The organism is Yoonia sp. JB2-21, assembly GCF_055693545.1.
The window spans coordinates 400,371-422,822 of record NZ_JBVFUC010000001.1; the positions used below are offsets into that span (position 1 = coordinate 400,371).

Below are 22,452 nucleotides of genomic sequence, written 5' to 3' on the forward strand. Positions count from 1 at the left end.
CATGTGTGGTATTGTCGGCGTATTGGGCGATCATGAAGCAGCCCCATTATTGGTCGAGGCGCTCAAACGCCTTGAGTATCGGGGCTATGACAGCGCGGGGATCGCCACGATCAACGATCTGCGGCTGGATCGGCGGCGGGCGGTTGGCAAGCTGGTGAACCTGTCAGACGTGTTGGTGCATGATCCGCTGGCGGGCAAAGCCGGCATCGGCCACACCCGTTGGGCCACCCATGGCGCACCCAACGCAGGTAACGCACACCCGCATCAGGCGGGTGGCGTGGCTGTAGTGCACAATGGGATTATCGAGAATTTCCGCGAATTGCGCAGCTTTCTGGCCGATCAAGGCATTGGCTTCGAAACTGACACCGACACGGAAACCGTGGCCTTGTTGGCGAACTACTATCGCGATCAGGGTCTCAGCCCCCGCGATGCGGCAGAGCAAACCATCGCCCGGCTCGAAGGCGCCTATGCCCTGTGTTTCCTCTTTGATGGCGAAGACGACCTGCTGATCGCCGCGCGCAAGGGCCCACCGTTGGCAATTGGATATGGTGACGGTGAAATGTTCGTAGGCTCAGATGCCATCGCGCTCGCATCAATAACCGACCGGATCAGCTATCTGGAAGAGGGTGATTGGGCGGTGGTTACACGCGATGGCGTTGAAATCCGCGATGCAAACGGCGCGATTGCCAACCGCGCGGTCAAGACGATCCAGATTGATACGACCCGCGTTGATAAAGCCGGGTTCAAGCACTTCATGGCCAAGGAAATCGCGGAACAACCTGTCGTTCTGCAAGGTGCGCTGTCGCATTACATCAACGCGGATGGCACCGCGGTGACGATGCCGGAACCCGAAATCGACTTCGCGCAGGTTGAGCGTATGACCATGGTCGCCTGTGGCACCGCGTTCTATGCCTGTCTGGTTGCGAAATACTGGTTCGAACAGGTCGCGGGCATCCCGGTCGAGGTCGATGTCGCGTCTGAGTTCCGGTATCGGGAACCGCCTGTCACGGCGGGCACTGTAGCCCTGTTCGTCAGCCAGTCCGGCGAAACCGCAGATACGCTGGCCGCCCTGCGCTATATGGACGGCAAAGCTGCCAAGATCGTATCGGTTGTGAATGTCCCCGAAAGTTCCATTGCGCGCGAAAGCGATCTGCCCTTACCGATCCTGGCAGGTACCGAGATTGGGGTCGCATCGACCAAAGCCTTCACCTGCCAACTGACAACACTCGCGATCCTCGCGTTGCGCGCCGCCCAGATGCGCGGCAAATTATCCGATGCCGAGATGGCCGCGAAACTGGCCAACCTACGCAGCCTACCGGGGTTGTTGAACCACGCGCTGGGGATTGAGGACAAAACCAAGGACATCTCGCGCAAATTGGCTGAAACCCGCGATATCCTGTTTCTGGGGCGCGGCGCGATGTACCCGCTGGCGCTTGAGGGTGCCTTAAAATTAAAAGAAATCAGCTATATACATGCCGAAGCTTATGCCTCTGGTGAGTTAAAACACGGACCGATCGCTTTGGTCGACAAACACGTTCCCGTCATCGTCATGGCCCCCCGCGACAGCCTGTTCGACAAGACGGTTTCGAACATGCAAGAGGTTATGGCGCGTGGTGGCAAAGTGCTGTTGATCACGGATCAAGAGGGTGCGAATGAAGCCGGCGAAGGCGTTTGGGACACGATTATCATGCCGGAGATTGACGCGTTCCTCGCCCCCATCCTTTATGCAATCCCCGCGCAACTGCTCGCCTATCATACCGCAGTGGCCAAGGGCACGGATGTGGACCAACCACGTAACCTTGCCAAATCGGTCACCGTGGAATGACGACGCCCAAAGCCGCGATCGCGCAGCTGCGCGCCTTAGGTGACCCAGCCAAAGCTGTCGAGATGCACAAGTATCACAAGGTGGACCGACCGTACCTAGGTGTCGCCAATCCTATTATTGATGAACATGTGAAAGCATGGCGTGCCGAGATTGATCTTGATGCACGACTGGCGCTGGCGAAAAGCCTGTGGAGGGGAAATACGCATGAGGGCAGGATTGCTGCCGCGAAGCTGCTGACACAGGCGCGGATCCGGCCCGATGATGCAGGTGCCTGGGATCTGATTGTATCATGGGTGCCTGAGTTTGATGCATGGGCGGTGGCCGATCACGCCAGTATCGCCGGGCAAAAGCGTCTTGTTGCGGATACCGACCGTCTGGATTTGGTCGAGACATGGACCACATCCGATCACCTGTGGACGCGGCGCGCGGCACTCGTGATGACCTTGCCTTGGACCAAGCAGAACCATCCCAAGCCCGCCGATCTGGCGATCCGTGACCGCGTGCTGGGCTGGGCTGCAGGTTATGTCACTGATCACGATTGGTTTATTCAGAAGGCCATCGCCTGGTGGCTGCGCGAGTTGTCCAAACATGACCCAGACCGCGTGCGCGGCTTTCTACAGACGCATAACGCAGACATGAAGCCGTTTGCCGCGAAAGAGGCCGGTCGCAAATTGCCAGATTAGGGTGCCGCGAAAACCGTGATTTCTGGCAGCGATGTCAAGGGCGCTTCAATCAACCGCATGGCCGCCAGGCTCATCTGGCTGCCCGACCCGGCGGCGCCACCGGACGGACGTAGTTCAAGGTTGATCGTTTTACCTTGGTACTCTGCACGACCAGCTGTAAGTGCAGTGACCAAAGGTGTTTTCAGCCAAATTCCTGGCTCTGCCGGCGGTCCAAGTGACGCGATTGTCGTGCCAAGCGCCTGATCTTCTGCGGGTTCTTCGACCACAACGGCAGCATCACGTTCTTCCTGACTCGTTGTGTCGAACTGTTCCACGGTCGTGGCGGTCACCGGCGGTGGTGGCGGCGGTGCGGGGTTCAGGGTTGGCACAGGTGCCGCCACAGCGGGTGTTGCAGCACCCCCAAACACGCTTTGGAAGGATGGGGTGGAACAGCCCGCAAGGGCAACGATCGGCAGGATCAAAAATACTCTCATACGGATACACTATGACGCCTTTCCAGCCCTTGCAACGGCCCTCATGCCGCTTGCGCAGCCGACCGCCCGTGCTTAGGTTGCGCCCATGACAGCCCCATTGATCGACCCTTTTGCCCGCACCATCGCATACCTTCGGGTGTCGGTCACCGACCGTTGCGATTTCCGCTGCGTCTATTGCATGTCAGAGAATATGACCTTCCTGCCCAAGAAAGAACTGCTCACACTCGAAGAACTTGACCGCATGTGTTCGGCCTTTGTGCGATTGGGCGTGCAAAAGCTGCGCATTACGGGCGGCGAACCTTTGGTACGTCGCGACATCATGACGTTCTTCCGAGGCATGTCCCGGCATCTGGACACAGGCGCCCTGCAGGAACTGACCCTGACGACCAACGGCAGCCAGCTTGAGCGCTTCGCTGATGACCTCTTTGCTGCCGGCGTGCGCCGCATCAACGTCTCGCTTGATACGCTCGATGAGGCAAAGTTCGCTGATATTACCCGCTGGGGCCGCCTGCCCCAAGTATTGCGTGGGATTGATGCCGCCCAAAAGGCCGGGTTGCGGGTCAAGATTAACACCGTGGCCCTGAAAGGCTTTAACGAGGACGAGCTGGAAACCCTGACCGATTGGTGCGCATCCCGCGATATGGATCTGACGTTTATCGAAGTGATGCCTATGGGCGACATTGGGAACGAAGACCGGTTTGGACAGTACTGGTCGCTAAAAGACCTGCGCGCGCGGTTGGCGGAGCACTCCGCTTTGACAGACTTGCCGGAACGCACAGGCGGCCCGGCCCGCTATGTACGGGTTGAAAAGACCGGCCAAAAGATTGGCTTCATCACACCGCTGAGCCACAATTTCTGCGAAAGCTGCAACCGTGTGCGGATTACCTGCACAGGCGAGATTTATACATGCCTGGGCCAAGAGGGCCACTCCGACCTGCGGGCTCCGCTACGCGCTTCAGAGGCGGATATTGATCTTGAGAACGCAATCCGGGCCGCGATTGCGCTCAAACCCAAAGGGCACGACTTTGACTACTCGCGCCAGAAGGTCGACGGGCAGGTTAGTCGGCATATGTCGCATACGGGTGGGTAATTGTTGGGCGAGGTGGAAGACTGCGATGCGGGACTTTCCGGACTTTGGCGTAGCGAACTTTAACGTCCGTTCTTTCTAGCTTTCTAAGATTCAAAACCACGACAAGGAACATTTTGAAGAACCACATAGGTTTCGTCAAAGTAGGCAATCCGCTCTTGTATAGTTTCGGTGTCAGTTGATGGACATGTTTCGCCGATAGCGGAGCGGATGAGGTTTATTCGATCTTCTTCGCTGTTTACAGGCGTGGCAAAGAACAACTCGATATCATCCCGAAAAACGTCAGCGTGCCCTTCTGTACCGTCCTCAAAAGTTATTGGCACACCAACCAATTCTCTAACAGCTCGTAGATATACACGAGGTTCTAGGGCCAAATTGTTCTCATAGTAAGGTGTTAGACGTTCATAATACCATGCATCCGAATATCCCGTCCGATCTACTTCAATCGCGCACCCAGAAATGAGTAAAGTAAGAGGTAGAAAAATTTTCTGATATTTCATGGAGCTTACCTTTGCCTCGATACGTAGCAAACCTGCCGACGTTCATACTATGCTAGGCATTAACCAGACATTGGGCAATCGTGCAGCATCAGGTAAAATGGGCTGATTGTGTTGAAAAACTCTGCTTGTTTGGCGAGCTGATCGCTGATTCAATTTCGGTATTCATACTGGAGGTTGATTGCGATGATGGGACCGAAGCAGGAAGCGCAGGCGGCCTTGTTCTATGAGTTCTCGCTTGAAGATCACGTCCCGCAAGATCACCTGCTGCGTGCGATTGATCGGTTCGTTGATCTCAGCAGCATTCGCGCCCATCTGACGGATTTCTACAGCCACACAGGCCGCCCATCGATTGATCCGGAATTGATGATCCGCATGCTGCTGGTTGGATACTGCTTTGGCATCCGGTCCGAGCGTCGGCTCTGCGAAGAGGTGCATCTGAACCTCGCATATCGCTGGTTCTGCAAACTCGATCTGTCAGATCTCGATCCCCGATCATTCAACCTTCTCCAAGAACCGGCATGGACGGTTCCGTGACTGCGATCTGTTCCGCCATCTATTTGAGACGGTCGTGGAGCGCTGCATGGCTGAGGGTTTGGTTGGCGGCGAGACCTTTGCGATAGATGCCAGCATCATCCAGGCCGATGCCAACAAGCAATACTCAGCGTCAAAGGCGGAATGGGAGGCCGCGCAGATCGACCCGGCGGTCGTTCCGCGAGCCGTGCGGGAATATCTTGAGACATTGGATGACGCCGCATTTGGTGCCGCAAGCGATACGACACCAAAGTTCACATCCTTCTCTGATCCCGCCAGCCAGTGGACAGGTGCGTTGAAAGGACCAGCATTCTTTGCCTATTCGACCAATTATCTGATCGATACTGACCATGCGATCATTCTGGATGTCGAGGCGACCCGCGCCATCCGTCCGGCTGAGGTTGGGGCAACCCAAACAATGCTGACCCGCACGCGAGACAGGTTCGATCTTTTTCCAGACCGGCTGGCAGCGGACACCGCCTATGGTTCAGGCAACATGCTGGGTTGGCTGGTCGATCAAGACATTGAACCGCACGTTCCAGTGATCGACAAATCAGATCGCAAAGACGGGACATTCACTAATCTCGAGTTCCGCTACGATCCAGCCACAGACGAATACACCTGCCCTGGTGGCAAACCCCTCAAGAAGTACTGGCGTAAGATGCGCACCCCGCGCACCGGCGTTAGTAAGGATGGCATCAAACGGTACTACGCCAGCAAGACACACTGCTCCACCTGCGCCCTCAAAGAACGCTGCACGCCCAACAAAGATGCCCGCATTGTCTCACGGCATGTCCATGAGGCGGCGCGTGACAAGGCACGCGAGATCGCCAAGACAGACGCATATGCCGAAGCCAGCAGACGACGAAAGAAGGTCGAAATGCTCTTCGCCCATCTCAAGAAGATCATGCGGCTCGACCGCCTGCGTCTGCGCGGACCAAACGGTGCGAAAGACGAATTCCTCCTCGCCGAAACCGCCCAAAACCTCCGCAAACTCGCCAAACTGCGCCCAATGCGCCCCGCGATGACATAAGATCGACGCCAGCCACAATAAACACTCACATCATCGCGCTTCTCAAACCGAGTTTTTCAACACAATCAGCTCTAACCCGCCATTCACCGCAGTCAGCACCAAACCAATCTCATGTCATCATGGATCATCCTATACTTGCGACTGCGCGTCTTCTCTATCGGCAAGACTGGCGTCTTAACCGACCACTCAAGCGGCAGGCATCCTTTGCTCGACAATCTCGGCCCACCACGAACAGCCCGCCGGGATCGCTTCATCGGCAAAATTGTATTCTGGGTGGTGCACCGATGCAGTGTCCCCGTTCCCCACCAAAATATAGGCACCGGGTCGTTCTTCGAGCATGAATGCAAAGTCTTCCCCACCCATGACGAGAGGTGCGTCTTCGCAGGCCCCAGCCACTGATCTTGCCACATCCGCTGCGAACTCTGTCTGTGCATCGCTATTCACCATCACCGGATAGCCGCGAACGTAATCCACATCTGCACGCGCGCCAAAGGTCGCGGCGGTGCCCTGCGCTATCTCAATTAATCGCTTTTCGGCCAAATCACGTGTAGCCGCTGACAGCGTCCGTACTGTGCCACGGAGCTTCACCGTTTGCGGGATGACGTTGTGCGCCTTTGACGAGGTTTCAAAACTGGTTACTGACACCACGACCTGTTCAACTGGATCGACATTGCGCGACGCAATCGTCTGCAAGGCAATCACGATGTGACTGGCGACGACGGTCGTATCAATTGTTTCCTGGGGCTTCGCAGCGTGCCCACCCTTCCCTTCGATGGTCATTTCAAACTGATCTGCTGCCGCGAAAAAGGCCCCAGGGCGGATTGCAAAGCTGCCGACCGGGCGACCGGGCCAATTGTGCATGCCGTAGACCTCTTGAATACCGAAACGGTCCATCATGCCATCATCGCACATTTCCTTGCCGCCACCGCCACCTTCTTCGGCGGGTTGGAAGATGACGACGACAGTGCCATCAAAGTTACGCGTCTCGGATAGGTATTTTGCAGCGCCCAAAAGCATTGCGGTGTGTCCGTCATGGCCGCACGCATGCATCGCTCCGTCGACCTTGGACTTATACTCAAGCCCCGTCTGTTCATGGATTGGAAGCGCATCCATATCGGCGCGCAAGCCGATCACCTTGCCGCCCGTATCACTCTTGCCTTTGATCACACCAACAACGCCCGTTCGCCCAATACCGGTAACGATCTCATCGCAACCAAACTCTGTCAGCTTTTCCGCTACAATCGCAGAGGTCCGGTGCGTTTCGAACAGGATCTCTGGGTTTTCGTGCAGATCACGTCGCCATTGTGTGATTTCGGGTAGCAGTTCGGCGAAACGGTTCTTCACGGGCATGGGGATGTTCCAATCAATTGGGCTACTTTAATGGTGCTTCAAAATGGTGTGGCGTCAATAGCCAACGGTGGTGTTATGGCGGGTCATTCCCTTAAGGTTTTGTAACAAGGTGCAAAAGAAGACCAAGAATTACAAAGATAAATTTCGCGCGTGGGCGCAGCACAACGATAGGCGCTAATCGGCCAGCATATCAACCAGGCGGCCGATAAAGGCTTCACCTTGCTGGAACTGATCAACACTGACAAATTCATTGGGCTGATGAGCCTGAGCGATGTCGCCGGGGCCGCAGATCACCGCAGAATATCCGCGTTCCTGAAATTGGCCAGCCTCGGTGCCATAGCTGACTACATTGCTGGCGTTTTCTCCGGTCAACTGACGCACAAGCGCTTCGGCCTTGCCATCTTTCTCGGGGACCAGCCCCGGAACGTAGAAATGCTGTTCTGCTGTGATCCCCGCCTCGGGTCGCACGGCTTTCATTTCGCTCTCAATATCGGCTATTTTAGCGTGAAAACGAGCCTGCCACTCGGCGATATCGTCGCCCGGGACGATACGAAAATCAAAGCCAAAGTGGCAATCTTTCGCGGTGATATTATGAGCGGTTCCGCCACTGATCATGCCCACGTGCAGCGTAGTATAGGGTGGCACAAAGTCGGCCGCGAGATCGTTGGGCGTCTTCGCGGCATTTTCGGCATTCACCTCATTTGCCCAGTTGATCAGCTTTGCCCCCATCATGATGGCGCTCACGCCAGTAGGGGCCAATGACGAATGCACCTCAAACCCGCGGAAGTGCACCTTATGGCCGATCCCACCCTTATGGCCGGTGACGACCTTCATCATCGACGGCTCGCCCACCAGCGCCGTATCGGCGCGCGGCATGCCCATGCTGACCATATGATCGATCATCGGTGGGGCACCGAGACAGCCAACCTCTTCGTCATAGCTCAGCGCGATTTGCAATGGTCGTTTGATCCCGCGTTCAAGGGCCAAAGGCACGGCGGACAACGCCAAGGCATCAAAGCCTTTCATGTCGCAGGTGCCGCGTCCGTAAAGCTTGCCGTTCCGCTCGGTCACGGTGAACGGGTCCGTATCCCATGCCTGCCCGTCAACGGGTACGACATCCGTGTGTCCAGATAAGACAACACCGCCATCAATCTCTGGGCCAATATGTGCGTAAAGCGCGGCTTTCTTGCCATCCTCGTTTGGGACGCGCGTCGCATTCACGCCGAGGTCAGCCAAGTAATCCTCAACAAAATCAATGAGTTCAAGATTACTGTCGCGACTCACTGTTGGATATCCGACCAAGTGATCCATCAATTCTCGGGCGTTGAGGGTCATATCAATCCTTTCAAGACAAACCGCATTTCGCACAAGTAAGAGCATATCTTGTGCAAAAGACCGGCAGCGACACTGTGGCGGGTTCATTGCTGTCCTGCAAACAGGTTTCGACTTGCGGGATTAAAATTTGATGATACCGTCTGATGCTAACGCCACTCGCGGAAAACAAGCGCAGGGCGAAAAAAACAAAAATACTGAACCACTTGGGAGGTTCTATATGCCCGATGGGGCGCTGCCTGTTCTGGATGTCCGGGACCTCAAAACTGTATTTCGAACGCGCGGTGGCGAAGTCCACGCGGTCAATGACGTCAGCTTCTCTTTGAAGCCGGGGGAATTGTTGGGCGTTGTTGGTGAAAGTGGCTCTGGCAAGTCGGTGACGATGATGTCGCTGCTAGGTCTGTTGCCTTCGCCCCCTGCCGAAGTGCGCAACGGTTCGGTGACTTTTGACGGCAAAGATCTTTTGAATGTGCCACCAGATACGCTGCGCTCTGTGCGTGGTGGCAAAATTGGCTTTGTGTTTCAGGATCCGATGACCTCGCTCAACCCGGTCTATACCGTCGGCTATCAAATCGCAGAGCCTCTGCGTAAGCATATGGGCATGAACAAGCGTCAGGCCGCTGTCAGATCGCAAGAATTGCTCGAGCTTGTGGGCATTCCTGACGCAAAACAGCGCCTCGATGACTACCCGCACCAGTTTTCCGGCGGCATGCGCCAGCGTGTGATGATCGCGATTGCTTTGGCGTGTGATCCGCAAGTGCTGATCGCCGATGAGCCGACAACCGCGCTCGACGTCACCATTCAGGCCCAAATTCTAGAACTGATGAAAGACCTGCGCGAAAAGCTGGGCATGGCCGTGATCTGGATCACCCATGACCTTGGGGTGATTGCAGGTATCGCGGACCGCGTGATGGTCATGTATGGCGGTCAGATTGTGGAACACGCACCCGTGGATCGTCTGTTCAATGACCCTCAGCACCCCTACACCCGCGCCCTGCTCAAAACGATCCCGACGATCCAGGGTGAGCGTGCGGCACGCCTGACGATTATCGAAGGCCAGCCGCCCATTATGACTGGTCCGCCTGTAGGCTGCCCCTTTCGCGAACGCTGCGATGTCGCGTTAGACCGCTGCGACGTGCAAAATCCATTGCGCTACGACCTTGGCGATGGTCATGATGCCGCGTGCTTCTTTGATGCGCGTACCGGGGGTGCACGCAATGTTTGATGAGACCAAAAAACCGTTGGTCTCAGTCAGAGACCTCAAGATGCATTTCCCGATCTATGCAGGTCTTTTGCGCCGCCGTGTCGGCGAAGTGAAAGCGGTTGATGGTGTCAGCTTTGACGTCATGGAAGGTGAAACGCTGGGTCTTGTGGGCGAAAGCGGCTGTGGCAAATCCACCTGTGGCCGGGCGGTGTTGCGCCTTTATGATATCACGTCTGGCTCTATCGAGATTGATAGCCGCGAAATTGGGGCTACCCCCCAATCGCAACTGCGCAGCATGCGCCCGACGATGCAGATGGTGTTCCAAGATCCGCAAGCGTCGTTGAACCCGCGCATGACCGTGGAAGACATCATCAAAGAACCTCTGGACGAGCACACCAAGGGCACCGACGCAGAAAAACGCGAAAAGGTCGGCGAGCTGATGGATGCGGTCGGGCTGAACCGCAAGTTCGCCAAACGCTATCCGCACGCATTTTCTGGTGGCCAACGCCAGCGGATCGGGATCGCCCGTGCGCTTGCGCTAAACCCCAAGTTTATCGTCTGTGATGAACCGATTGCGGCGTTGGATGTGTCCATTCAGGCCCAAGTGGTGAACCTGCTCGAAGATCTGCAAGAACAGTTCGGTCTGACCTATCTGTTTATCAGCCACGATCTGTCCATGGTGCGCCATATCGCGACCCGTGTGGCGGTGATGTATCTGGGTAAAGTGGTCGAACTTGCACCACGCGAGGCACTGTACGCTGACCCGCTGCACCCTTACACCAAAGCTTTGCTGTCGGCGGTCCCTGAGCCGGACCCGAGCCTTGCGCGCACCACAAAACGCATCATTCTCAAGGGCGATGTCCCTTCCCCGTCAAATCCACCAAAGGGCTGCAATTTCTGCACCCGTTGCCCGTCCGTCATGGATATTTGCAAGACGGTGGAACCCGAATACCGCGAGGTGCGCCCCGGCCGGTTCACGGCTTGCCACCTGCTCAACGAAATAACCGACGCTGCGGAGCAAACCGCAGGTCAAGAGGCCGCAGAGCACACAACATGAAAAAGACCAACAAGGAGAATCTAAAATGAAACTCAAAACAGCCCTGATGGGCGCTGTTGCCAGCATGGTGCTTGCGCCGATGGCCAATGCCGATGGGCATGAAGGCGAGCGCGGCCGCGATGGCGAACTGCGCATTATTTATTGGCAGGCCCCTTCCATCATGAACCCCTATCTGTCGGGGGGCACGAAAGAGCTTGAGGCTGCCAGCCTCGTGATCGAACCGCTTGCCCGTTACGACACCGAAGGCAACCTTGTCGCTTGGTTGGCAGAAAGCGTTCCAACCGTTGCAAATGGTGGCGTGTCCGAGGATCTGACATCGATCACGTGGGTTCTCAAAGAGGGTCTGCTCTGGTCTGATGGTACACCCGTGACATCGGCTGACGTCAAATTCTCTTGGGAATATTGCACCGCTGATGGTGGTGGCTGTGCACAGTCTGAAAAATACCTGGACGTCGAAAGCGTTGATACTCCTGATGACCGGACTGTTGTCGTCAACTTCAGCGTGCCAAAGCCGTTCCCGTACGGTCCTTTCGTTGGCGCGCAGGCTCCGATCATTCAGGCCGCCCAGTTCGCAGACTGCCTTGGGCCAAAAGCCCCTGAATGCACCGACCAGAACTTTAACCCAATTGGTACCGGCCCATTTGTTGTCACGGAATTCCGCACGAATGACGTGATCACACTGGCCGCTAACGAAAACTACCGCGAGGAAGGCAAACCCGCATTTGCAACGGTGACCTTCAAAGGTGGTGGCGATGCCGCAGCTGCTGGCCGTGCCGTGCATGAAACCGGCGAATATGACTATGCTTGGAACCTTCAATTGGCGCCAGATGTCCTCAGCGGCATGGCCGAAGCTGGTCTGGGCGAAAACGTGGTGGCCTTTGGGACATCAGTCGAACGCATCTTGATGAACCTGACTAACGTTGATCCGGCTTTGGGTGACCAGCGTGGCGTAATCGGCAATCCGCACCCGTTCCTGACGGATAAATCTGTACGTCAGGCGATGTCGATGGCAATCGATCGCGCGCTATTGACAGAAGTGGGTTATGGTGACTTTGGCCGCCTCACTTGTAACGTGCTTCCTGCACCGGCGATTTATAACTCGACAGCGAATGATTCCTGCCTTGTACAGGATATCGAAGGTGCGAAGGCACTGCTGGATGAGGCCGGTTGGGCTGTCGGCGGTGACGGTTTCCGCGAGAAGGATGGCGTGCGTCTGTCTGTGTTGTATCAGACTTCGACCAATGCGGTGCGTCAGGACTATCAGGCCCTGATCAAAGAATGGTGGGAAGAAATCGGTATCGAAACCGAACTGCGCAACATTGATGCGTCAGTCTTCTTTGGGTCTGACCCAGGGTCTCCTGACACGTTCCAGAAGTTCTTTGCCGATGTCGAAATGTTCACCAACAACTTCGACGGCACAGACCCAGAGGCCTATATGGCTGGCTGGACATGCGATCAGGCACCGCAGCCGGAAAACCAGTGGCAAGGCAACAACATGCCGCGCTTCTGCTCTGAAGAGTATGACGCCCTGCGCGCCGAAATGGCGACAACCGGCGATATCGAAGAGCGGGCACGTCTTGCCAAGGCGATGAATGATATCCTGATGCAAGAGTACATCATTCTTCCGCTGACACACCGTGGTCGTAACTCTGCCCATGCCAAGACGCTGGGCGGTGTTGATCTGAATGTGTGGGACTCTGAGCTGTGGAACGCAGCCGACTGGTACCGCATCGGCGAGTAAATCACTCTGACGCAGCCCTTGAGCGCTCGAGGGCTGCGTTCTCTCCCTCCACCCGATCCCCGAAAGCCACGTGTAAAGGCGTCGTAAATGCTGACCTACACTATCCGTAGATTGCTGCTGTCGATCCCGACGCTTCTATTCATTGCTTTTGTGATTTTCATGCTGCTCGAACTCGCACCGGGCGATCCGATGGCCAGCATGCCTTTGACAATTCCCCCCGAGGTGCGCCAACAAATGCGCGAAGCTTTGGGGCTGGGTGAACCCTGGTGGGTGCGTTTCCCGCTCTGGCTCAACCAGTTCTTCATCGTCGAACCGCAATACTGGATCGACAATACCTTTGGTACCAATTTTGCCGATGGTGCCCAGCGTATCATCAGCTTTCAATCCCGCAGCCCAGTCTTTGACACTATCGCAGAGCGGATGCCGCAGACCCTTTGGGTTGTTGGCATGTCCTATGTGGTTGGCGTGCTGATCGCCCTGCCCATCGGGATTATCAGCGCCTATAAGCAGTACTCGGTCTTCGATCAGGCCGGCACGTTCGTCAGTATGATCGGCTTTTCCGTCCCACCTTTCTTTTCGGGTGTCTTGCTGATCGTGATCTTCTCTGTCCAGCTAGGCTGGCTGCCGTCGATTTACGATACCACGCTTGTGGTCAACTCGTGGGACGCGTTTGTGCAGCAGCTGCGGCAGATGGTCATGCCGGTGATGGTTCTGGCCCTGCAAACGACCGCGCAGGTCAGCCGCTATATGCGCGCCTCGATGCTGGATAACCTCAGCCAAGACTACGTGCGCACAGCCCGCGCCAAAGGCATGACCGAGAGTGTCGTGGTGATGAAGCACGTGTTGCGCAATTCCATGATCCCTGTTGTGACGGTGATCGCGCTCGGCATTCCATCCATCTTTGGCGGTGCCATTATCACCGAGCAGATTTTCAAGGTGAATGGTCTGGGGCAGCTTTTGATCATCGCGCTGCAAGGGTCTGACATTCCGATGGTCATGACCATCACCTTCCTGCTGGCGGTACTGATCGTCATGATGAACCTGATTGCCGATGTGCTTTACGGCATTCTTGATCCGAGGATCCGCTATGACTGATTTCTCAAATCCGCCAGGTGCAGATCTGTTGCCCGACGAGGCGCCTGCCCCCGTCACCCGCAACCAGTGGTGGGATGTCTGGGACCAGTTCCGCACCCACAAAGGCGCTGTTTTTGGTCTAGGGTTTCTTGTTTTCATCACGCTTTTCGTGACCGTCGGCCCATGGCTCTGGCAGGTTGATCCGGGCAAACTGGACATCCGCAACAAGGACGTGCGCCCCATTTATATGGCTATCTTTGATGGCAACGCCAAGGTCAATTGGGGCAATCCGATGGGGACCGATAACCTTGGCCGCGATATCATGGCGAACATCATGCAAGGTGGGCGCATATCGCTTGCTGTGGGCTGGACCGCCATGATTTTGGCAGTGTTCTTGGGGACGCTGGTCGGCGTTCTGGCAGGGTACTTTCGCCGGTTGGACGGCCCGCTGATGCGCTTTACTGATCTGGTTTTGTCACTGCCTTTGCTGCCACTGCTGTTGGTGATGATGCTACTGTTCCGCGATCCGCTGCGTGCAGCCTTTGGGCCAGAGAACGGCATCTTCATCCTGATCGTGACGGGCATCGGCATCACCTCGTGGATGCAAACCGCCCGCATCGTGCGCGGCGACGTCATGGCGCTGAAAGAGCGCGAGTTCGTGTTGGCCGCCCGGTCCATCGGCACCCCTGCCCGGAGGATGATCACACGGCATCTGCTGCCCAACGTGCTGTCGCCGATCATGGTATCAGCGACCTTGGGTCTGGCCACAGCGATTATTACCGAGAGTGCTTTGTCTTTCCTTGGCCTTGGCTTCCCGTCTGACTTCCCCACATGGGGTAAGATTTTGTTTGATAGTGTCGACCGGATGACAGCATTTCCAGAGCGCGTGCTCTGGCCCGGTCTGGCGATTTCGCTGACAGTGCTGGCCGTGAACTATATTGGCGACGGGTTGCGGGATGCGTTGGATCCAAGGATCAGAGGGCTGTAGGGAAGGACGTCAGTAGGGTTGGCTTGTGTCAGCTTCGCGGACGGAGCTGCCGTTAGCGGTAGGGCACCTCATCTTTTTAATCGCGCATGTAAGGTACCGCTATGAAACAGAGTGTGACAATCGATTGTTCGGAAATTCACGATTGGTCATCGTTTCATGACGTGTTTGCTGCCGCATTTGGATTCCCAGATTTTTACGGGCGAAACTGTGACGCGTGGATAGATTGCATGACCAGATTAGATGAGGAATTCTCCAAAATTGAGGTGCCCGAAGGCGAAATCGTGGTACTACAACTTGAAAACGCCCAGAAGCTTAAAAAAGCCGCCGCTGACATTTTAGGTGGTCTTCTTGAGATTTCGGCATTTGTGAATTGGCGGCGGATTGAAGTTAAACAGCAACCAATTCTATTGGTATCGGGATACGCTTAGGGCTTGCCGAACGTCATCAACACGCGGCGGCAGTACAATCAAAGAATGGGCTCAAACCAGACATTCGCAGACCTTGTTTCTTTTTAATATGCTCAACTGCACGCAAAAGCCCCGCAGCAGATGCTGCGGGGCTTTTTCTTGTAAGGTGGATCATGATCCACCTTACCCGATCATCAATCAATCTTTGGCAGTAGCGCATCCAGTGATGCCTTCGCATCACCATAGAACATCCGCGTGTTGTCCTTAAAGAACAGCGGGTTCTCGATGCCTGAATAGCCTGTCCCCTGCCCGCGCTTAGACACGAACACCTGCTTGGCTTTCCAGCATTCAAGCACTGGCATCCCGGCAATCGGGCTGTTCGGATCATCCTGTGCCGCCGGGTTCACGATGTCATTGGACCCGATAACAATAGCGACGTCCGTTTCGGGGAAGTCTTCGTTGATCTCGTCCATTTCCATCACGATGTCATAAGGCACCTTCGCTTCGGCCAGCAGCACGTTCATGTGCCCGGGCAGACGCCCCGCAACCGGGTGGATTGCAAAGCGCACGTTCTTGCCTTTGGCACGCAGTTTGCGCACCAGTTCAGAGACAGCCTGCTGCGCCTGTGCGACGGCCATGCCGTAGCCCGGGATGATGATCACGCTGTCAGCTTCGTTAAGTGCCGTCGCAACACCATCCGCGTCGATCGCCACCTGTTCGCCTTCCACGGCCATCTGTTCGCCCTGTGGGCCGCCGAAGCCGCCCAAGATCACGCTCACAAAGGAGCGATTCATCGCCTTACACATGATGTAGGACAGGATCGCGCCGGAGGACCCGACGAGCGCACCGACCACAATCAACAGGTCATTGCCGAGGCTGAAACCAATGGCCGCCGCCGCCCAGCCAGAATAGCTGTTCAGCATGGACACAACGACAGGCATATCTGCGCCGCCAATGCCCATGATCAGGTGATAGCCAATAAACAGACCCGCCAGTGTCAGCAGGACCAATGCCCAAGAACCAGAGCCGCCCATATACATGATCAACAAGATCACAGACAGCGCCGCCGCACCCGCGTTCAGGAAGTGACCGCCGGGCAGCTTGTTTGCACCTGTGTCGACCTTGAAGGGCAGCAGGCTGGAATTGCCCGCCAGCTTGGCATAGGCGATCACGGACCCCGTAAAGGTGACCGCACCGATCCAAATACCCAAAACCAGCTCAACCCGTAGGATGCTGATCTCAACGCTGGATTTCTTGGCGATCAGTTGGCCAAAGGCGCTGAGGCCCTCGTAGGCTTCTTTTGGCAAGCCGATGGCGGTGATCCCATCTGGTCCCACAGCGCCCAGCACTTGGCCGTTCGCCTCATAAAGTGCGCTCATGTTGTTGATCATGATGTCAGCATTAAAGCCCACAAAAACCGCAGCCAGACCCACCATCGAGTGCATGATGGCAACCAGCTCTGGCATTTGCGTCATCTCGACTTTGGTTGCCAGTTGATAGCCAACCAAACCACCCAGACCGATCAGCAAAACTGACAGCAGGCCAAGGCCCGCACCGGGGCCAACCAGCGTAGCAAAAACAGCCAGCGCCATACCTGCGATCCCGTACCAGACGGCCCGCTTTGCGCTTTCCTGCCCGGACAGACCGCCCAGTGATAGGATGAAAAGTACCCCTGCGACCACATAGGCCGCGATTGTGAATGCGTTATCCATTGCCCTGCCCCTTTAAGACTTTTGGAACATGGCGAGCATGCGCCGTGTCACGAGGAAGCCACCAAAGATATTGATGGCTGCCATGAAGATACCAAGTGCTGCAAGCAGCGTGATCAGCGCGCTGGTTGATCCGATCTGGATCAGCGCACCGAGAATGATGATCGAGGAGATCGCATTGGTCACAGCCATCAGCGGCGTGTGCAGCGAATGTGCCACGTTCCAGATCACCTGAAAGCCGATGAACACAGATAGCACAAAAACGATGAAGTGTTGCATAAAGCTGGCCGGCATTCCCGGGATCAGACCGATCCCAAGGATCAAAGCCGCACCAATGGCCAAAAGGCCCACTTGCGTCTTGGTTTCTTTCTTAAAGGCCGCATCTTCTGCCGCACGCTTTTCTTCCGCTGTCAGCTCTTTTGGTGCTTCCTTCTTGGGGGCCGCCGCGATGGCGGCCACCTTCGGCGGTGGCGGTGGGAAGGTAATCTCGCCCTTATGGGTGGCTGTCGCCCCACGGATGACATCGTCTTCCATATTGTGGTTTGGCGTGCCGTCTTTTTCAGGGGTCAAGTCCGTCATCATATGACGGATGTTTGTCGCATAGAGCGTAGAAGACTGCGCAGCCATCCGGCTTGGGAAATCAGTGTAGCCGATGATCGTCACGCCATTGTCGGTCACGACCTTTTCGTCCATCATGGTCAGTTTGCAATTCCCGCCACGTTCCGCCGCCAAGTCGACAATGACTGAGCCGGGTTTCATGCTTTCGACCATATCTTTGGTCCAAAGCTCCGGCGCGTCGCGGCCGGGGATCAGGGCAGTTGTGATGACGATGTCGATGTCGGGTGCGATTTCACGGAATTTGGCCAGCTGTGCGGCTGCAAATTCGGGGCTGGACACAGCGGCGTAGCCACCTGTTGCAGAACCATCCTGCTGTTCTTCCTCAAAATCGAGGAAGACGAACTCTGCCCCCATGCTCTCAACCTGCTCGGCCACTTCTGGGCGCACATCGAAGGCGTAGGTAATCGCACCCAGCGATGTGGCCGTGCCAATCGCGGCCAGACCAGCAACGCCTGCACCAACGACAAGCACCTTAGCGGGGGGGACTTTACCCGCCGCCGTGACCTGACCAGTGAAGAAGCGGCCAAAATTGTTCCCGGCCTCGATCACAGCGCGGTAGCCTGCGATATTGGCCATAGACGATAGCGCGTCCATCTTCTGCGCACGCGAAATACGCGGCACCATGTCCATTGCGATAACAGTAGCGCCTTTCTTATTGGCCGCCGCCATCAGTTTTTCATTTTGTGCTGGGTAGAAGAATGAGATCAGTGTCTGATCTTCGCGCAGTTTCTTCACTTCGGCATCTGAGGGTGGGCGCACCTTGGCGATAACGTCGGCGGCTTTGTAAAGGGCAGTGGCGGTCTTGACGACCTCAACACCGGCGTCCTTGTAAGCCTGATCAGAGAACCCGGCACCGGCACCGGCCCCCGCTTCAATCACGCATGTATAGCCAAGCTTTTGCAGATCCTTGGCAGAAGCAGGTGTCATTGCAACACGGTCTTCGCCCTCAAACGTCTCTTTTGGTGTGCCGATCTTCACGGACCATCCCCCATATCAGTTCTCGCAGTGAAAGTGCATTATAGCGCGAAAGATTATTTCACAAGAGAATGGCAGCTATGACTCTATATGTCATGCGCTAACAGTCACACCCAACGTCGCGTCTTTTGGCAGTAGCGCGCGAAATCCGCCCGAAATTTGACCCGCAAGCGGTTCTCTTCGGGGATGATGAAGCGTTGGGTGATCGTGAACATGAAGAGCGGGACGAGCAGAAGTGCGACGGGCGCGTCCCACCGTAATGCTAGACCTGCAAGGATCAGCGCATCCCCAAGATAGATCGGGTTGCGGGTCCGTTTGAATATGCCAGATGATACGAGCCGGTCGGCTTCCATATGCGGGATGATTGTTGTGCGTTGTTTGCGCATCTCAGCTGCGGCAAGTAAGATCAGCACGATCCCGCCGCCAACCAAAAGCCCGCCCACAAAATCCGCGAGCGGTCCGTCGATCGTCCAAGATGTTGGCTGCAGTTGTGCAATCCACCAAGTCAGAACAGCGGCCAGCAACAACCAAACGGGCGGTATGTCGATCCATTTCATGTCAAATCTTTTGACCGACAGCTTTGCCCTTGTCCATGCCTGCCTTGCGGTTAGCATAGGGTCAAACGAAAGGATCACCTATGGAACACGCAGGCAAACACGCGTTGGTTACGGGCGGTGGCACGGGCATTGGCGCTGGGATCGCGATTGCCTTGGCCGAAGCTGGTGCCGAGGTGACAATTACGGGCCGACGCGCTGATAAACTGGCAGAGGTCGCCGCGCATTCAAATCGCATTCATGCGTTGGAAATGGATGTGAATGACGAAGCATCGGTCAGGGACGGCATTGCCCGAGCCGCAGCAGCGCGCGGGCCGATCCAGATCTGCGTCGCGAATGCTGGCATCGCCGAAGGTGGCCCCTTTGAGAAAACCACGCTGGATCAATGGCGCAAGACCATGACAACCAACCTTGATGGTGTCTTTCTGACCGTCCAAGCAGCCATGGCCACACTAGAGGACGCCACCCCTGCCCGCATGATTGTCGTCAGTTCCATCGCCGGGGTCCGGGGGCTGAAGAATGCGATCCCCTACACCGTGACCAAACATGGCGTCATCGGCTTGATCCGGGGATTGTCCGAGGAATTCATGCGCCGCCCCATCACGTTCAACGCGCTTTGCCCCGGTTATGTGGACACCGACATCGTGCGCAACCAGCTGCCGGGGCTGATGAAGCGTTTGGGCGTCGATGAACAAGGGTCGATTGATGCGATTGCCAAGGGTAACCGGCATCGTAAGTTGCTGGAGGTGGATGAGACCACCGCCGCGGCTATGTGGCTCTGCTCGGACGGGGCGCGCAGTATCAATGGGCAAACAATTCAAATTTCAGGAGGGCAAGTTTGATGATTGGTCCAATCCTTGTCGTCCTCGTCGCGCTGATCCATGCTTATTTTCTGGTGCTTGAGATGTTCCGTTGGGAGGCACCGCGTACCCGCAAGGTCTTTGGCACAACGCCTGAATTTGCTGCCGAAAGCAAGGTCATGGCGGCCAATCAGGGGCTTTACAACGGTTTCCTGTCGGCCGGACTGCTGTACGGATTGATCATGGGCGTGGCTGGCGGCCAGATGGTCATCTTCCTTTTGCTCTGCGTGGTTGTCGCGGGCATCTATGCGGCGATGTGCGGGATCAAAGCAGCGCTCTTTGCGCAGACTGTTCCAGCAACGCTGGCATTGATCGCGTTGTTATTGAAAATCTAAGGACTGCGCCATGACCGACTTTGCGGCCACCAAAGCCATGTTCTATTTGCCTGAGGGCATGATCTACCTTGACGGCAATTCCTTAGGACCACTGCCGAAAGCCACCGAAGCACGCGTGGCACGGACCGTGACCGCCGAATGGGGCGAGAAAGTGATCACAGGCTGGAACCGAGCGGGCTGGATGGCGCAGCCGACGGAACTGGGTGACCGTATTGGACGGCTCATTGGGGCAGAACCGGGACATGTCGTCTTGGGCGATACCCTGTCGATCAAGGTCTATCAGGCGCTGGCGGCGGCGATTGATCTGGTACCCGACCGTAAGGTGATCCTGACCGATAGCGGGAATTTTCCCTCTGACATCTACATGGCCGAGGGGTTGATCAAATCGCTGGGACGCGGGCATGAATTGCGCGTGGTGGCACCCGAGGATGTCGCCGATCACATCAATGATGATCTGGCCGTGCTGATGTTGACACAGGTAGACTACCGCACGGGCCGGTTGCACGACATGAAGGCGCTGACAACGCAGGCTCATGCCGCCGGGGCTGTTACAGTGTGGGACCTCGCGCACACCGCTGGTGCGATGGCCGTGGATTTACAGGGCTGCAAGGCAGATTTCGCCGTTGGATGCACCTACAAGTATTTGAACGCTGGCCCCGGTGCGCCGGCATTCATTTACGTCGCACCAGCTCACATCGACAATTGCCAGCCCGCTTTGTCAGGGTGGCTGGGGCATGAGGCCCCCTTTGCCTTCGACCTCGACTATCGCCCCGGCACCGGGATCGAGCGGATGCGTGTCGGCACACCGTCAGTATTGCAAATGGCAGCGCTCGATGCCTCGCTTGATATCTGGGATGGGGTTGATATGGCCGCCCTACGCGCAGCCTCTATTGCGCTGACCGAACAGTTTATCGCAGGGGTCGAGACGCGTTGTCCGCAACTGACCCTTGCCAGCCCGCGTCATCCGCATCAGCGCGGAAGTCAGGTGTCATTCGCGTTCGCACATGGCTATGCCGCAATGCAGGCTTGTATCGCGCGCAATGTCATCGGTGATTTTCGGGCCCCCGACATCATGCGCTTTGGCTTTTGCCCGCTATTTATTGATGCCGGTGATGTCGACCGTGCCGTGGGGATCATTGCAGATGTGATGAACAAAAGACTGTGGGATGACCCGACCTATAGACGGGTTGCACGCGTCACGTGACCACTAGATGAAGGTCGTATCATCGCCCTGACCGTGATTGTCGTAACCATGGACTTCAACGTTCAGTGCCGCGCCCAGCAGGATCAGATAGGCGCTTACATAGAGCCACAACAACAACCCGATGACGGCCCCTATCGAGCCATAGACTTCGTTGTAGCTGGCGAAGTTCGTCAAATAGTAGGACAGGCCAGCCGACGCCCCGACCCACAAAACAACGACGACAAAGGCACCAATAGTGATCCAGCGACCACGGCTGCCAATCCGGGCGGGGCCGAAGCGATAAAGCAAGCTCAACCCGATCATCAGCACGCTGAGGGCAACTAGCCAGCGGATACCTTCCAGCAACCACGCCGTTGAATTGGCAACAGGAATGAAGGCAAGGCCAATGGGGACAATGACGACAACAGTCAGCGCCACGATCGCCAATGACACCAATGCCACCGTCAGCATCAGCGCCACCATCATTTGCCAGACCCCGTTGCGCATCCGCTGCCCCGCGATTGCGTTCAAACCACCAATCAAAGCTGCCACCCCGGCCCGGCAAGACCAAAGCGCAAGTGCAATGGAGACAACGGTTGCCCAACCTAGCGCCCCAGAGGGTGCAGCCACCAAACGAAAGACCTGAGATGCAATCAGGTTATAGGCGTCGGGCGGAATGATGTCTTCCATCAACGCAAGTTGTTCCGCAATGACGACCGGATCAGCGATCAAACCAAAGATGGCGATGACGGCTGCAATCCCTGGAAAAATGCCAAACATTCCAAAGAACGCAACACCAGCGGCGATCAACCCCAGATGCTTTTCGCCTGCAGTCGTCCAAACCGCAACCAACACCCGCCATATCTTTAGTAGGTTCGCCATCTCAACTTGTTGCTCACGTGGTTTCGCATCTTTGCTTCTACTTAGGGCAAA

At 56.3% G+C, this 22,452-nt stretch carries 20 protein-coding genes and 1 pseudogene; 13 read left to right on the forward strand and 8 right to left on the reverse strand.

From position 1 onward, the window contains the following. Window position 1: 1 nt before the first annotated feature. Together glmS and ACZ1G5_RS02030 are read left to right on the forward strand one after the other, a co-directional pair. Complete coding sequence (gene glmS / locus ACZ1G5_RS02025; RefSeq protein WP_472731272.1) at window positions 2-1,825, forward strand: glutamine--fructose-6-phosphate transaminase (isomerizing); 1,824 nt, start codon at window positions 2-4, stop codon at window positions 1,823-1,825. Beyond that, entirely contained in the window at window positions 1,822-2,508 is a 687-nt protein-coding gene (locus tag ACZ1G5_RS02030; RefSeq protein ID WP_472731273.1) for a DNA alkylation repair protein, read from the forward strand. Before glmS ends, ACZ1G5_RS02030 begins: the two co-directional genes overlap by 4 nt. Here the strand turns inward: ACZ1G5_RS02030 and ACZ1G5_RS02035 are convergent. Beyond that, entirely contained in the window at window positions 2,505-2,981 is a 477-nt protein-coding gene (locus ACZ1G5_RS02035) for a D-galactarate dehydratase (protein WP_472731274.1), read from the reverse strand. The genes ACZ1G5_RS02030 and ACZ1G5_RS02035 overlap by 4 nt on opposite strands. A gap of 85 nt (window positions 2,982-3,066) precedes the next feature. Here ACZ1G5_RS02035 and moaA point away from each other — a divergent pair, with 85 nt between their 5' ends. Beyond that, entirely contained in the window at window positions 3,067-4,071 is a 1,005-nt protein-coding gene (gene moaA, locus ACZ1G5_RS02040; RefSeq protein WP_472731275.1) for a GTP 3',8-cyclase MoaA, read from the forward strand. 83 nt (window positions 4,072-4,154) lie between these two features. On the opposite strand, the gene ACZ1G5_RS02045 is transcribed toward moaA, so the two are convergent. Next, a complete protein-coding gene (locus ACZ1G5_RS02045) occupies window positions 4,155-4,568 on the reverse strand; it encodes a hypothetical protein (RefSeq protein ID WP_472731276.1) in 414 nt (137 codons plus the stop codon). A gap of 183 nt (window positions 4,569-4,751) precedes the next feature. Between ACZ1G5_RS02045 and ACZ1G5_RS02050 the strand changes: the two are divergent. Then, window positions 4,752-6,132, forward strand: a pseudogene (locus ACZ1G5_RS02050) (IS1182 family transposase). A gap of 186 nt (window positions 6,133-6,318) precedes the next feature. Here ACZ1G5_RS02050 and ACZ1G5_RS02055 read toward each other — a convergent pair. Next, window positions 6,319-7,482, reverse strand: a complete 1,164-nt coding sequence (locus tag ACZ1G5_RS02055) for a M20 aminoacylase family protein (protein WP_472731277.1) — start codon at window positions 7,480-7,482, stop codon at window positions 6,319-6,321. 174 nt (window positions 7,483-7,656) lie between these two features. Then, window positions 7,657-8,817, reverse strand: coding sequence for an acetylornithine deacetylase (argE, locus tag ACZ1G5_RS02060; protein WP_472731278.1), 1,161 nt, complete (start codon window positions 8,815-8,817; stop codon window positions 7,657-7,659). A 217-nt stretch (window positions 8,818-9,034) separates the two neighbouring features. Between argE and ACZ1G5_RS02065 the strand changes: the two genes are divergently transcribed. From ACZ1G5_RS02065 to ACZ1G5_RS02090, 6 genes are all read left to right on the forward strand, one after another. Then, window positions 9,035-10,039 (forward strand): ABC transporter ATP-binding protein, encoded by a 1,005-nt coding sequence (locus ACZ1G5_RS02065; RefSeq protein WP_472731279.1) that lies wholly within the window; start codon window positions 9,035-9,037, stop codon window positions 10,037-10,039. Next, window positions 10,032-11,075 (forward strand): ABC transporter ATP-binding protein, encoded by a 1,044-nt coding sequence (locus ACZ1G5_RS02070; protein ID WP_472731280.1) that lies wholly within the window; start codon window positions 10,032-10,034, stop codon window positions 11,073-11,075. Before ACZ1G5_RS02065 ends, ACZ1G5_RS02070 begins: the two co-directional genes overlap by 8 nt. Window positions 11,076-11,100: 25 nt before the next feature. Then, on the forward strand, window positions 11,101-12,816 hold the full coding sequence (locus ACZ1G5_RS02075) for a peptide ABC transporter substrate-binding protein (RefSeq protein ID WP_472731281.1): 1,716 nt from the start codon (window positions 11,101-11,103) through the stop codon (window positions 12,814-12,816). A gap of 87 nt (window positions 12,817-12,903) precedes the next feature. After that, window positions 12,904-13,911: an ABC transporter permease gene (locus tag ACZ1G5_RS02080; protein WP_472731282.1), complete on the forward strand. Its 1,008-nt coding sequence runs from the start codon at window positions 12,904-12,906 to the stop codon at window positions 13,909-13,911. Beyond that, window positions 13,904-14,878, forward strand: a complete 975-nt coding sequence (locus ACZ1G5_RS02085) for an ABC transporter permease (RefSeq protein ID WP_472731283.1) — start codon at window positions 13,904-13,906, stop codon at window positions 14,876-14,878. The genes ACZ1G5_RS02080 and ACZ1G5_RS02085 overlap by 8 nt, the downstream gene beginning before the upstream one ends. Window positions 14,879-14,979: 101 nt before the next feature. Continuing rightward, window positions 14,980-15,306, forward strand: coding sequence for a barstar family protein (locus ACZ1G5_RS02090; RefSeq protein ID WP_472731284.1), 327 nt, complete (start codon window positions 14,980-14,982; stop codon window positions 15,304-15,306). Between the two features lie 173 nt (window positions 15,307-15,479). Here the strand turns inward: ACZ1G5_RS02090 and ACZ1G5_RS02095 are convergent, their stop codons facing one another. The 3 genes from ACZ1G5_RS02095 to ACZ1G5_RS02105 all read right to left on the reverse strand — a co-directional run bounded on the left by ACZ1G5_RS02095 (window position 15,480) and on the right by ACZ1G5_RS02105 (window position 19,144). Beyond that, window positions 15,480-16,997, reverse strand: a complete 1,518-nt coding sequence (locus ACZ1G5_RS02095; protein WP_472731285.1) for an NAD(P)(+) transhydrogenase (Re/Si-specific) subunit beta — start codon at window positions 16,995-16,997, stop codon at window positions 15,480-15,482. 12 nt (window positions 16,998-17,009) lie between these two features. Then, window positions 17,010-18,590: a Re/Si-specific NAD(P)(+) transhydrogenase subunit alpha gene (locus ACZ1G5_RS02100; RefSeq protein WP_472731286.1), complete on the reverse strand. Its 1,581-nt coding sequence runs from the start codon at window positions 18,588-18,590 to the stop codon at window positions 17,010-17,012. 104 nt (window positions 18,591-18,694) lie between these two features. Further along, the gene (locus tag ACZ1G5_RS02105; protein ID WP_472731287.1) at window positions 18,695-19,144 is read right to left on the reverse strand and encodes a methyltransferase family protein; all 450 of its coding nucleotides are present in this window, start codon (window positions 19,142-19,144) and stop codon (window positions 18,695-18,697) included. 80 nt (window positions 19,145-19,224) lie between these two features. On the opposite strand from ACZ1G5_RS02105, the gene ACZ1G5_RS02110 reads away from it, so the two are divergent. From ACZ1G5_RS02110 to kynU, 3 genes are read left to right on the forward strand one after another with little or no spacing between them, the layout of a single operon-like run. Next, a complete protein-coding gene (locus ACZ1G5_RS02110) occupies window positions 19,225-19,983 on the forward strand; it encodes an SDR family NAD(P)-dependent oxidoreductase (RefSeq protein WP_472731288.1) in 759 nt (252 codons plus the stop codon). Continuing rightward, window positions 19,983-20,336, forward strand: a complete 354-nt coding sequence (locus tag ACZ1G5_RS02115; RefSeq protein ID WP_472734254.1) for a DUF1304 domain-containing protein — start codon at window positions 19,983-19,985, stop codon at window positions 20,334-20,336. Before ACZ1G5_RS02110 ends, ACZ1G5_RS02115 begins: the two co-directional genes overlap by 1 nt. 10 nt (window positions 20,337-20,346) lie before the next feature. Further along, on the forward strand, window positions 20,347-21,540 hold the full coding sequence (kynU, locus tag ACZ1G5_RS02120; RefSeq protein ID WP_472731289.1) for a kynureninase: 1,194 nt from the start codon (window positions 20,347-20,349) through the stop codon (window positions 21,538-21,540). A gap of 3 nt (window positions 21,541-21,543) precedes the next feature. On the opposite strand, the gene ACZ1G5_RS02125 is transcribed toward kynU, so the two are convergent. Next, entirely contained in the window at window positions 21,544-22,401 is an 858-nt protein-coding gene (locus tag ACZ1G5_RS02125; protein WP_472731290.1) for a YihY/virulence factor BrkB family protein, read from the reverse strand. Window positions 22,402-22,452: the final 51 nt, after the last annotated feature.